The sequence below is a fragment of the Streptomyces phaeochromogenes genome, from assembly GCF_001418655.1.
Classification (GTDB): Bacteria; Actinomycetota; Actinomycetes; order Streptomycetales; family Streptomycetaceae; genus Streptomyces; species Streptomyces phaeochromogenes.
On the sequence record NZ_LIQZ01000446.1, the window covers coordinates 1 to 12,017 of the forward strand.

Below are 12,017 nucleotides of genomic sequence, written 5' to 3' on the forward strand. Positions count from 1 at the left end.
CCCGCCGAACTGGCCGAACTCGGCGGAGGGATGGGCGTACGGGGACTCACCGCACAGGCCGCCGCACGGCTGCACGCGCACACCGCAGGCAACCCCCTGCACGTGAAGGCGCTCCTCGAACAGGAGGGAGCCGGACTCCTGGAGGTGCTCGGCGAGCCCGGTGTGACGCCGCCCGCCCCCAAGTCGTTCACCGCCCTCGTGCTGGCGAAGCTCGCCGCCTGCTCGCCGGCCGCCGACGCCCTGGTCTGCGCGGCTGCCGTACTGGGCACGCACTGCACGCCGGCCGACGCTTGGGAGGTCGCGGGCGCGGACCTGCTCGACGAGGAGCGCAGGGCCGCCGACGTCCTCATCGCACTCGAAGAGGCCGTCCACACGGGCCTGTTGATCGAATCACCCGGCGATCCGCTGATCCGCTTCCCGCACCCCCTCGTACACGCCGCCGTCTACCACCAGCTCGGCCCCTCCCGCCGCGCCGCCCTGCACCTGAGCGCCGCCCGCACTGTCCGGGACCAGGCACACCGGCTGCGCCACCGGGCGCTCGCCGCGGCCGGCCCCGATCCGGAACTCGCCGCCGAACTCGCCTCCCTGGGACGGAAGTTCGCCGCCGAAGGTGCCTGGGCGAACGCGGCCGGACAACTGACGGCCGCCGCACGGCTCGGCCCGGAACCGGCGGCGTACGAGCAGTACACGCTCGAAGCCGTGGAGTGCGCGCTGCTCGCCGGAGACGTACCGGACATGGGTGAAGTCGCCCAGCGGATCGCGCAGTTCACCCCCGGCGGCTGGCGCAGCTATCTCCTGGGCAGGCTGAGCCTGTTCGACCTGGATCGCGCCGAGGCGCTGCTCACGGACGCCTGGCACCGGTGCGATCCGGCGGCCGAACCCGTCCTCGGGGCACGTATCGCGGGCCAGTTCGCAGCGCTGCACGGCAGCATGTCGCACGGCGTCGAGATGGCCGAATGGGCCGACCTCGCGATCCGCCTCGCACCCGACGACACGGCCACCGACATGATCCGTGTCCTGCGCCTCACCGGCCTCGCCATGAGCGGCCGGGCCCCGCAGACGCTCGCCGAACTCGCCCCGCTGCCCGACCCGGCGCTCGCCACCCCCGCCCAGCTGGAAGAGCTCCTCGGCCGCGGAACCCTGCGCGAGTGGACCGGCGACCTCACCGGCGCCGTACGGGATCTGGGCGGGGTCTTCGGTGCGTGCCACGGGCGCGCCGCGTCCTTCCGGGTGGTCGCCGCGACCGCGCTCGCCTCCGCCGAGTACCGCGCGGGCCGCTGGGACGACGCGATCGTGCACACCGACCTCGCGCTGTCCCTGGCCGCCGACACCGACCAGCCGCACATCGCTCTGTACTGCAGGATGCTCGCCGCCCAGGTGCACGCGGTGCGGGGCGCGTTCGCCAAGGCGCAGGCACACGCGCGCGTGGCCCGCGTCTACGCGGCCGGCGGCCATGTGAACCCCACCCTGTGGGCCGCGCTCGCCGAGGCCCACCTCGCCCGCGCCCAGGGCCGACCCGAGGAGGTCCTCGCGGCTCTGGGACCCCTGCTCGCGCTCGCCCCGCGCGGCGACCTGGAGGAGCCCGGCACGGTCCCCTGGGCGGACCTGCTCGCCGAGGCCTGGGCAGCCCTCGGCGACGAGAAGCACGCCGTCCAGGCCCTCGCCCCGTACGAGGCCCTCGCCACCCAGCGCGGCCACCACGGAGCACTGCTCGCCGCAGCCCGCGCCCGCGGCACCCTGGAGGCCGCGCGCGGCGACACCGTGGCCGCCGAGCGCGCCTTCCGCTCCGGCCTCAAGCACGCCGCACACGTCGAGGCACCCTTCGACCGCGCGCTGCTGCACCTCGCGTACGGCGGCTTCCTGCGCCGGGCGGGCCGCCGCACCCGCGCCGGCGAGCAGCTGCGTACCGCCCGCGACCTCCTCGTACGCCTCGACGCGCCGCCCGATCTCGGGCGCTGCGAACGGGAGTTGGCGGCCTGCGGACTCGGTCCCGCCGGGTCCGCGCCCGAGCGGGAGCCACGGACCCGTGGAGCGGCGCTGCTCACACCCCAGGAACTGGCCGTCGCCCGCCTCGTCGCGTCCGGGCTCACCAACCGGCAGGTGGCGCGCGAACTCGTCATCAGCGTCAAGACCGTCGAGTACCACCTCGGCCGGATCTTCCCCAAGCTGGGCGTCGACTCCCGTACGCGGCTCACGGCAGCGCTGGCCGCCGACGGGCCTGAGTCCGGAGCCGGGCCCAGCGCCGGACGCGCACCCTAGGGATTCCCCCGGGGCGCATCCCGGGGCGCCCGGACTCCCCCTGTCCGTACCGTCGGTCGGACCTTCGCGGAAACAGTCGCGAAGGGAGCAGTGACCAACGGGGGATGAACACATGCCGGAGAACACCCATCGAATGGTGACCGACGTCCCGCATGCCAAGGTGCGGGCCGTCACCGAGCGCGTCGTCCAGGAACTCACGCTCGCCGCCGACAAGGTCGCCGCCCACTACGCGGAACCCGCCAAGTACCCACTGCCCGCGGACCGGACGGCCGCCGAGCACCTCGTCGCGCGGCGCTTCGACAGCCTCACCGACGAAAGGAAGAAGAAGGCGGCGGCCACGGTCCTCGCCGACCTCAAGACCGGTGCCGTACGGACCCGGCGGCTCGGTGACCTGGCCCGCGTCGACCTGCGCTCGCCCGCCTCGGTGGACACACAGGTCAAGCGGCTCGGCTTTCCCGAGCGGCTGAGGTTCCCGGCCGACGAACTCAGGAAGCCGCCGACTTCCCTCCTCCCCGAGGAGTCGGCCCCGCAGGGCCTGGCCGCCGTACCGGCCGCCCTGCACAAACTCGAACTGCGCATCCACCGGGTGAAGTGCCTGGACGAGACGTCCGAGTGGGGATCCGACGAGATCCATCTCGCCGGGACCAGCGTGGACGAGAGCGGCGACACCCTGAAGATCGGCCAGTTCAAGGTCCGCAGCTTCGACGACGGCGACGTCAAGGTGTACGACCCGCCGCGCCGCTTCCACTGGTTCGGCCTCGACGAGGGCACCAAGTACCCGAAGTCGTACTTCGTCACGCTGGTGCTCGCCGAGGTCGACTGGGGCGGCCTCGCCGACTACGTGGGCGCACTGCTCGACCTCATCAAGAAGAAGGTCACCGCCTACCTCGCCGCGGCCATCGGGGGCGCGATCGGCGCCTCCGGCGGGCCGGTCGGCATCCTCATCGGGATGGCCGTCGGTGCGGCCGTCGGCTGGGTCTTCGACCAGCTCAAGGGCCTCTTCGGCGACGAGGTCTTCAAGCCCGTCACCGTCAACGCGGTCATCCCCTCCCTCACCGGCCGCTGGGCCGGCCGCCCCTTCACGGCCCCGGCGGTCGCCGACTACCGCGGCCACGGCGGCCACTACCAACTGACGTACGACTGGCGCATGTACGACTGAGCGAGCGGCGCGGCCGTACGGCTGATCCAACCTCGGGGGAAACAGGGGGATGCGGGGGCCGGAGGGCCGCCACCCGTCAACGGCACAGACGGGCGGCGGCCTTCCGCTGCAGCGCCCCGTCAGGGGCGCGGGGAACTGCGCGACCAGCACCCACCCGACTCGCACCCAACAACCCACCACCACCTACGTATCGCACTCCAGAACAGTCCGACAAAGCCCGCACCGCGCCCGAACCCGCCCCCGCACCGGCACCCGAATCCGCTGATGACAGGTAGGACAGGGAAACGACACCCTCAGCGGCCCGCGCCCGCCCGGCGCGTCCGGCGTGAAGGCGTACGGCACGTCGGTCGTCCCGGCCGCCCCGACGGCGTGATCCTGCGCATGCCGCCGCTCCTTCGCGTACCGCCGCCGCCCCGCCCACCCCGCCGCGGTCAGCGGCGGCTGCCGCTCGTCGTGGCGGGCCCGCGTCATGCCCTTCGTGTACGCGGTGTACGCCTGCGGGCTGGTGAACCAGGTCGCAGGATCCTCGCCGAACACCAGGGACCGCTTGGCCAGCACATACCCGAACTCCTCCGGCGTCAGATAGCCCAGCTTCTGCGAGGACGCCGAGTCCTCCCGGTACGCGTCGAGCAGCAGCCAGCCCGCGCCGAGATACGTCGTCGCCGTGTCCGTGAGGATCTCGTTGTCGCGCGTGCCGGGGAACGACAGGTCCAGGCGGTGCAGATAGACGTGCATCACCTCGTGCGCGAGCGCCGCGCCGATGTCCCTGCGGTGGGTGCGGAACCGGTCGTTCAGCTCGATGAAGTACTCGGGGCCCGCGGCGAGCTCGACGTTCGCCGCGTGCTCCATCTCGCGGAAGCTCACGATCATGCGGGCATCCGGCAGACGGAAGTGCCGCACCAGCTCGCGGGCGACCCGCTGGGCGCCCAGATGGAGATCGTCCGTGTCGCAGAACGCCACGTCGGCGGGGGCCACGCTGGTGTCGAAGGTGTGGATGGTGTCGTACGAGAGCCGTTTGTACAGCGCGGTGATCGCCGCCCGCACCGTGTCCAGGTGCGGGTAGCCGTGCTCGACCGGACCGCCGTTCGTCACGTCCGTACCCCCAGAGAGGTCCTGAACCCCCATTCCACTTTAAGGGGACGCGAGCGGATTCTCCTGGGTTGGGTTGCCCGGTGGGGGAGTGAGATCCACCCTTGCCGCCCATGCGTCATGATCCTCATACTTCTGTGCGCTCTTCTGCGCACTCAACCCCCCACGAAAGGGATCATGTTGACAAACAGGGCAGTCAGTCTCCTCAAGAGATCCGCCTTCAAGCGGGCCGCGGCGATCGGTGCCGTCGCCCTCGCGACCGCCAGCCTCCAGCCCGTCGCCGCGCACGCGGCGCCGGTGCCGGTCGTCGGCGGTACGCCCGCGGCGCAGAACGAGTTCCCGTTCATGGTCAGCCTCTCCATGGGCTGCGGCGGTGCCCTCTACAAGAAGGACGTCGTCCTGACCGCCGCGCACTGCGTGGACGGCTCGGGCAACACCACCCGGATCACCGCCACGGCCGGGGTCGCCGACCTCAACGCCGCCGGCGCGATCAAGGTCAAGTCCACCAAGGTCCTCCAGGCCCCGGGCTACAACGGCAGCGGCAAGGACTGGGCGCTCATCAAGCTCGCCCGGCCCATCAACCTGCCCACGCTGAAGCTCGCGACGAACACCCGTTACAACAGGGGCACGTTCACCATCGCCGGATGGGGCGACACCGCCGAGAACGCGAACACCGGTTCCACGCAGCTCCTCAAGGCCAAGGTGCCGTTCGTCGCCGACCGCCAGTGCAAGCGGCACTACGGCAGCCGGCTCATCGCCGGGCAGGAGATCTGCGCCGGGGTTCCGCGCGGCGGGGTCGACACCTGCCAGGGCGACTCCGGCGGGCCCATGTTCCGCAAGGACGACAGCGGAAAGTGGCTCCAGGTCGGGATCGTCAGCTGGGGCGACGGCTGCGCCCGGCCACTCGTACCGGGGGTGTACACCGAGGTCTCCACGTTCTCCGCGGCGATAGCCCGGGCCGCGGCGACGCTCTAGCGCCGATCCGGCGACGCTTCAGCCTCGATCTTCCGTGACGGCTCGTCGGTTCATCCGGCGGGCCGTTTCGGCTTGCCGGGCGCCGCCCGATCGACCCCGGCATTCCGTACGGCGAACCGCAGATGACGTACACCAAAGCGAACAGCAATGAATTCGCAACGCGCGCGTCAAAGCGTCACGGCTGTCCCCGACGGCAATGCCAGACTGCCCGCAAGAACCGTGTGCGGGCAAGGGAAGGCAACAATGGAAATCAGCCGTCGTCGATTTTCCGCGCTGGGCGCGGGAGTCGCAGCAACCACGCTTTCCGGAACCCTTTCCGGCGCCACGGCAGCCCGGGCGGAAACCCCTCCGGGCAAGCCCGCGGTGCGCAATGTCGTACTCGTTCACGGCGCCTACGCGGACGGCTCCTCCTGGGCGAAGGTCATCCCGCTGCTGCAGGAGGCGGGCATGAACGTCACCGCGGTGCAGAACCCGCTCACCTCGCTCGCCGACGACGTCGCCGCCACGAACTTCGCCCTGGCCCGGCAGGACGGGCCCACGCTCCTGGTCGCGCACTCCTACGGAGGCACCGTCATCTCCGAGGCCGGACTCGCCCCGAACGTCACGGGGCTCGTCTACGTCGCCGCCCGCGCCCCGGAGGCCGGCGAGGACTTCGCCGCACTCGCCGCCAGGTTCCCCACCCCGCCGGTCACCTCCGGGATCATCACCTCGGGCGGCTTCAAGTGGATCGGCCGGTCGGCCTTCCTGAAGGACTTCGCCAACGGCGTGCCCAGGAAAGAGGCCCTCGTGCTCTACGCCGCGCAGGGTCTGCTCTCGACCGCCGCGCCCACCACGAGCGTCGCCGCCTGGCGCGAGAAGCCGTCGTGGTACGCGGTCTCGAAGGACGACCGCACCATCAATCCCGACCTTGAGCGATTCATGGCCCGGCGTATGAATGCCACGACCATCGAGGTCGACTCCGGACATCTGTCGCTCGTCACGCACCCGAAAGCAATCGCCGGGCTCATTCTGCGAGCCGCGGCAAATAGCTGACCCCCGGTCGGTCAAATCCGCGTACAGGATTTCAATCCGCGTACACGATAAGTCCGTCACACCTGAGCGAGAAAAGGAGCGGCCCCGGACGCCTCCTCGAACTCCAGCAGCCACACCTCGTTGGCACCCTCCCGCAGGACCGGCCCGGGGACGTACAGGGACCGTTGCGGGCCGACGGACCAGTAGCGGCCCAGGTTGAAGCCGTTGATCCAGGCGAATCCCCTTGTCCAGCCGGGGAGTTCGAGGCGGGCGTCCCCGGCGCCGCGTACCGTGACCGTGCCGCGGTACAGCCCGGGGGCACCGGAATCGGGGAGCGGCCGGAACGGCACCTGCTCCACACCGGCGTCGAACGCGTCCAGGCGCAGCGCCCGCGCCCGCACCCCGTGCAGATACTGCCGTTCGTGCAGTACGCCCCCGGTGATGCCCTTCGTCTCCCCGGTGCGCGGGCCGTAGTTGACCCGGCCCAGCGACTCCACCCACAGGTCCACGCGCGCGGGACCGGCGACCGGCTCCTTGAGCTGCGGCTCGTCCTCGGTGAGCACTCCGGCCGGCTCCCCGTCGACGTACGCCGTCGCCAGATCCCGCAGACCGCGCACGGTCAGGGGGTACGGGCGGCGCGGTCCCGGAACGTCGACCGTGTAGCGGACCAGCCCCCGGTCGACGTCCAGTTGCTCGAAGGAAGGCGGCACGGGCCGCTCGCTCTCGGGCCCGCCGAGCGCGTCGAGCACGGCGGACAGGGGCGCCCAGCCGGTGAGCTCCACGGTGGCGGGGGCGCCCAACCGGGCCGGTGCGGAAGGCACTTCGGGCAGCGGGCTGTCCGTGTACGCGGCCAGGAGCGACCGGAACCGCCAGAACTTCTCCGTGGGGCGCCCGTACTCGTCGATCGGCGCGTCATAGTCGTACGACGTCACGTCCGGCTCCAGCACCCTGTCGTGCAGCACGCCGCCGCCCCGGTTGGCACCCGCCCAGCCCGCGAAGTTCGTACCGCCGTGCGCCATGTAGAGATTCACCGAGGCCCCGCACTCCAGGATCTCCCGCAGCGCGTCGGCGGCGTCACCGGGATCGCGTACGACATGCTCGGCGCCCCAGTGGTCGAACCAGCCGCACCAGAACTCCATGCACATCAGCGGACCCGTCGGCCGGTGCCGGCGCAGCGTCTCGAAGGCCACGCGCGCGTGCGACCCGAAATTCGCGGCCGCCAGGACACCGGGCAGGGAACCGCCGGTGAGCATGTGGTCCTCGGGACCGTCCGACGTGAACAGCGGCACGCTCACACCCCCCTCGCGCAGCAGGTCGGCCAGCCGGCTCAGATACACCTGGTCCGAGCCGTAACTCCCGTACTCGTTCTCCACCTGCACCATCAGCACCGGACCGCCGCGGTCGATCTGCCGGGGCACGATCTCGGGCAGCAGACGGGCGAACCAGCGCTCCACATGACCCAGGAACCGCTCGTCACGGGTGCGCACACCGGCGCCCACCTCGCCGGTCAGCCAGTGCGGCAGCCCGCCGTTCTCCCACTCGGCGCAGATGTACGGACCCGGCCGCACGATCGCCCGCAGCCCGGCCCGCCGGGCCGCGTCCAGGAACCGGCCGAGCGCCTCGACGTCCCGGAAGGAGCCCGGCCGCGGCTCGTGCAGATTCCACGGGACGTACGTCTCCACACAGTTGAGGCCCATCGCCCGCAGCATCGCCAGCCGGTGTCCCCACTGCCCCTCGTGCACCCGGAAGTAGTGCAGCGCCCCCGACAACAGCCGCACCGGCCGCCCGTCCAGCAGAAAATCGGTGTCCCCCACCGTGAACTCGGTCATGAGCACCACCCTGACCCCTGGCGGCGACCCGGTCCATGGACAAAGATCGGCGGTGATTGGACGCAGGTGCCGCAGCTGACGGAGCGCGGGACGGGCTTACCGGCCAGGTGGGAGGACAGCCGATGTACCACACCTGGATGCGGTTCTTCAGCCCCGGACCCGCCCACCACAAGCTCGGCCTCGTCTGCCTCGGCGTCGGCCTCCAGTACGGGGCACTGCCCACCGTCGGACCCCGCACCCTCGACCACCACGTGGCCGTCGTGGTCAGCGCGGGACGCGGCTGGTTCCGTACCGTCGACGGGCGGTGCACGGCCGTCACCGCACCCGCCCTGCTCTGGCTCACCCCCGGCGTACCCCACCACTACGCGCCCGACCCCGGGACCGGCTGGGACGAGGCCTTCGTCGACTTCACCGGGCCCACCGCCGACACGTACACCGAACTCGGCTACATCGAACCGGCCCGGCCCGTCGTCCCCCTCTCCGACGCCGGCCCGGCCCGCACCACCGTCGCCCGCATCGCCCGCGCCGCCCGCCTCGGCAACCCCCTCCTGGAGGTCGAGACCAGCGCCGCCGTCCACGAACTCCTCGTCACCCTGCGCCGCGCCCGCGCCGACACCGCCCCCGACGGCGAACAGGTCCTCCAGGCCCTCGCCCGCGACGCCTTCAAACCGCTCTCCGTCGCCGACCACGCCGCCCGCCACGGCATGACCCCCGCCGAACTGCGCACCGCCGTACGCCGCGGCGCGGGCTGCAGCCCCAAGGACTACCTCCTCGGCATCCGCCTCGGCCGCGCCAAGGAACTCCTCGCCGCCACCGAACTCCCCGTCGCCGCCGTCGCCAGACGCGTCGGCTACGACGACCCCGCCTACTTCTCCCGCCTGTTCACCCGCCGCGTCGGCACGGCACCGGTGCGCTTCCGGGAACAACAGGGACGCACCGTCCCCGGCGGCTGGAGCAACCAGGTACCCGACCCCGACGACCCGCCGATGCTCCGCTCCCCGGGAACACGATGACCGGAACTCCTCGGGGCACGATGACCGAGGCTCCTCGGGAGCACGTTGATCGAACGGCCGCGCACCACCCGCGGCACGCCACGTAGGGTTGGCGTCCATGACCACCAGCAACACCGGAAACGCGGGCGGCGTCGACCCGGCCGTCCGCGCCGAACTCGCCCGGCTGCGCGAGAGCATCGACAACATCGACGCGGCCGTCGTCCACATGCTCGCCGAACGCTTCAAGTGCACCCAGCAGGTCGGCCACCTCAAGGCAGCCCACCAACTGCCGCCCGCCGACCCGTCCCGCGAGGCCCAGCAGATCGCCCGGCTGCGCAGCCTCGCCGAGAACGCCAGACTCGACCCGGCGTTCGCGGAGAAGCTCCTCAACTTCATCATCGCCGAGGTCATCCGCCACCACGAGAGCATCGCGGACAGCGCGGGCGGCACGAGTGGCACGGGCGGCGCGGACACGTTGTAGGCACGCCCTCTCGGCGTCCGCGCCGAAATGAGGCATGCTGCGCCGAGCACTCCTTGTCAGTCCACGAGTACTCCCTGTCGGCCTGTTCGGACATAAGCTTGTCGTCCAAGCGAGGGGACTTCGCTCCATGCCGCCGGATGCCAAGATCCTCATAGTCGACGACCATGAGGAAACGCTCTACGCCCTGGAAAGCGCCCTGGCCCCGCTCGGCTACCACCTGACGCGGGCCACCAGCGGCGACGCAGCGCTGAAGGAAGTCCTGCGCGGCCACGTCGGCCTGCTCCTCCTCGACGTACGCATGCCCGGCGTCAGCGGCCTCGACGTCGTCCGCTACATGCGCGGCGTGGAACAGACCCAGCTCATCCCGATCATCCTCGTCACCGGCTTCGGCCCCGACGCCGAACTCACCGCCACCGCCTACCGCCTGGGCGTCGCCGACCTCGTCATGAAACCCATCGACCCCTGGGCCCTGCGCACCAAGGTCCGCTACCTGTACGACTCCCACCAGCGCTACCGGTCCCTGGAACGCGAAGTACGCGAACTCCGAGCCCTGGTGAAGGAACAGCCGAGTGCCGCACGGTACGTCGGACCGGGGACGTAACCCCGACCGACCGGTGGCGCGACCCCAGCCGACCGGGGGCGCAACCCCGCCCGGACCAGGACACCCCTGTGCCCGGCCACGCCCATCAGGCAGCATGGCACCCATGTCCGTACTGACGCGCGACGAAGCGCAGACCCGTGCCAAGCTCCTCGACGTCCACCGCTACCAGATCGAACTCGACCTGACGCGCGGCGACGAGATCTTCGACTCCCGTACCGTCATCCGCTTCTCCACCCGCGCGGACGGGGACACCTTCGTCGAGCTCAAGCCCGCCGAACTGCGCTCCGTCACCCTCGACGGCACCCTTCTCGACCTGGACGCCCACTCCCTGGACGAGAACCGGCTGCCGCTCAAGGACCTCACCGCCGGCGAGCACGAACTGCGCATCGACACCACCATGCGCTACTCCCGCACCGGCGAGGGCATGCACCGCTTCACCGACCCCACCGACGGCGAGACATACGTCTACACACAGCTGTTCATGGACGACGTACAGCGCGTCTTCGCGGCCTTCGACCAGCCCGACCTCAAAGCCGTCTTCGAACTGACCGTGACGGCCCCCGAAGGCTGGACCGTACTCGCCAACGGCATCACCGAGCGCCAGGACGACGGCAGTTGGCGGGCCGCCGCCACCCCGCTCATCTCCACCTACCTCGTCGCCGTCGCCGCCGGACCCTGGCACTCCGTACGCACCGAACACCGCGGCCTGCCCTTCGGCATCCACTGCCGCCGCTCGCTCGCCCCCCACCTCGACACCGACGCCGACGAGATCCTCGACATCACCCGCGCCTGCTTCGACCGCTACCACGAGAAGTTCGAGGAGCCCTACCCCTTCGACTCCTACGACCAGGCGTTCGTCCCCGAGTTCAACGCCGGCGCCATGGAGAACCCCGGACTCGTCACCTTCCGCGACGAGTTCGTCTACCGCTCCGCCGTCACCGACACCGAACGCCAGACCCGCGCCATGGTCATCGCCCACGAAATGGCCCACATGTGGTTCGGCGACCTCGTCACCCTGCGCTGGTGGGACGACATCTGGCTGAACGAGTCCTTCGCCGAGTACATGGGCTACCAGACCCTCACCGAAGCCACCCGCTTCACCGACACCTGGACCGACTTCGGCATCGTCCGCAAGGCCTGGGGCTACGACGCCGACCAACGCCCCTCCACCCACCCCGTCGCCCCCGACCCCGAAGCCGTCCCCGACACCGCCTCCGCGATGCTCAACTTCGACGGCATCTCCTACGCCAAGGGCGCCTCCGCACTACGCCAACTCGTCGCCTGGCTCGGCGAGAAGGACTTCCTCACCGGCATCAACACCCACTTCGCCCGACACAAGTTCGCCAACGCCACCCTCGCCGACTTCATCGAATCCCTCGCCGCCGCCACCGAACGCGACGTCCACGCCTGGGCCGACTCCTGGCTGCGCACCACCGGCGTCGACACCCTCACCGCGTCCGTCACCGCACAGCCGGGGGAGTGGACCCTCACCCTCGACCGCGCGGGCAGCCGCCCCCACCGCGTCACCGTCGGCGTCTACGACCGCGACCTCAACGACAGCCGCGCACTCCTCCTGCGTGAACGCTACGAGACCGACATCCCGCAACAGCCCGCCCCCGAA

General features: G+C 71.1%; 10 protein-coding genes. 8 read left to right on the plus strand and 2 right to left on the minus strand.

All coding sequences use genetic code 11. The features are described 5' to 3' along the window. Positions 1-2,259, plus strand: a 2,259-nt coding sequence (locus AOK17_RS42350) for a helix-turn-helix transcriptional regulator (RefSeq protein ID WP_055617980.1), incomplete at its 5' end; no start/stop codon positions are given. 112 nt (positions 2,260-2,371) lie between these two features. Then, positions 2,372-3,418: a hypothetical protein gene (locus AOK17_RS42355; RefSeq protein WP_157881512.1), complete on the plus strand. Its 1,047-nt coding sequence runs from the start codon at positions 2,372-2,374 to the stop codon at positions 3,416-3,418. Between the two features lie 183 nt (positions 3,419-3,601). Here AOK17_RS42355 and AOK17_RS42360 read toward each other — a convergent pair whose 3' ends face one another. After that, positions 3,602-4,510 carry a hypothetical protein gene (locus tag AOK17_RS42360; protein WP_055617982.1) on the minus strand — a complete coding sequence of 303 codons (909 nt, stop codon included), beginning with the start codon at positions 4,508-4,510 and terminating at the stop codon, positions 3,602-3,604. Between the two features lie 174 nt (positions 4,511-4,684). On the opposite strand from AOK17_RS42360, the gene AOK17_RS42365 reads away from it, so the two are divergent. Continuing rightward, positions 4,685-5,482 carry a S1 family peptidase gene (locus AOK17_RS42365; protein WP_055617983.1) on the plus strand — a complete coding sequence of 266 codons (798 nt, stop codon included), beginning with the start codon at positions 4,685-4,687 and terminating at the stop codon, positions 5,480-5,482. 243 nt (positions 5,483-5,725) lie between these two features. Next, positions 5,726-6,514: an alpha/beta fold hydrolase gene (locus tag AOK17_RS42370; protein WP_055617984.1), complete on the plus strand. Its 789-nt coding sequence runs from the start codon at positions 5,726-5,728 to the stop codon at positions 6,512-6,514. Positions 6,515-6,570: 56 nt separating this feature from the next. On the opposite strand, the gene AOK17_RS42375 is transcribed toward AOK17_RS42370, so the two are convergent. After that, complete coding sequence (locus tag AOK17_RS42375; RefSeq protein WP_055617987.1) at positions 6,571-8,322, minus strand: glycoside hydrolase family 35 protein; 1,752 nt, start codon at positions 8,320-8,322, stop codon at positions 6,571-6,573. Between the two features lie 122 nt (positions 8,323-8,444). Here AOK17_RS42375 and AOK17_RS42380 point away from each other — a divergent pair, with 122 nt between their 5' ends. The 4 genes from AOK17_RS42380 to pepN all read left to right on the plus strand — a co-directional run. Continuing rightward, positions 8,445-9,335: a helix-turn-helix domain-containing protein gene (locus tag AOK17_RS42380; RefSeq protein ID WP_055617985.1), complete on the plus strand. Its 891-nt coding sequence runs from the start codon at positions 8,445-8,447 to the stop codon at positions 9,333-9,335. A 97-nt stretch (positions 9,336-9,432) separates the two neighbouring features. Then, a complete protein-coding gene (locus AOK17_RS42385; protein ID WP_055617988.1) occupies positions 9,433-9,795 on the plus strand; it encodes a chorismate mutase in 363 nt (120 codons plus the stop codon). A 127-nt stretch (positions 9,796-9,922) separates the two neighbouring features. Then, on the plus strand, positions 9,923-10,396 hold the full coding sequence (locus AOK17_RS42390) for a response regulator (RefSeq protein ID WP_055617986.1): 474 nt from the start codon (positions 9,923-9,925) through the stop codon (positions 10,394-10,396). A 94-nt stretch (positions 10,397-10,490) separates the two neighbouring features. Continuing rightward, on the plus strand, positions 10,491-12,017 hold a 1,527-nt coding region (pepN, locus tag AOK17_RS42395), incomplete at its 3' end, for an aminopeptidase N (protein WP_063997371.1).

Excerpts from the sequence above, each read along its gene's own strand:
- AOK17_RS42355 (WP_157881512.1), top strand. The coding sequence starts at position 2,372 with ATGCCGGAGAACACCCATCGAATGGTGACCGACGTCCCGCATGCCAAG.
- AOK17_RS42365 (WP_055617983.1), top strand. The coding sequence starts at position 4,685 with ATGTTGACAAACAGGGCAGTCAGTCTCCTCAAGAGATCCGCCTTCAAG.
- AOK17_RS42370 (WP_055617984.1), top strand. The coding sequence starts at position 5,726 with ATGGAAATCAGCCGTCGTCGATTTTCCGCGCTGGGCGCGGGAGTCGCA.
- AOK17_RS42375 (WP_055617987.1), bottom strand. The coding sequence starts at position 8,322 with ATGACCGAGTTCACGGTGGGGGACACCGATTTTCTGCTGGACGGGCGG.
- AOK17_RS42380 (WP_055617985.1), top strand. The coding sequence starts at position 8,445 with ATGTACCACACCTGGATGCGGTTCTTCAGCCCCGGACCCGCCCACCAC.
- AOK17_RS42385 (WP_055617988.1), top strand. The coding sequence starts at position 9,433 with ATGACCACCAGCAACACCGGAAACGCGGGCGGCGTCGACCCGGCCGTC.
- AOK17_RS42390 (WP_055617986.1), top strand. The coding sequence starts at position 9,923 with ATGCCGCCGGATGCCAAGATCCTCATAGTCGACGACCATGAGGAAACG.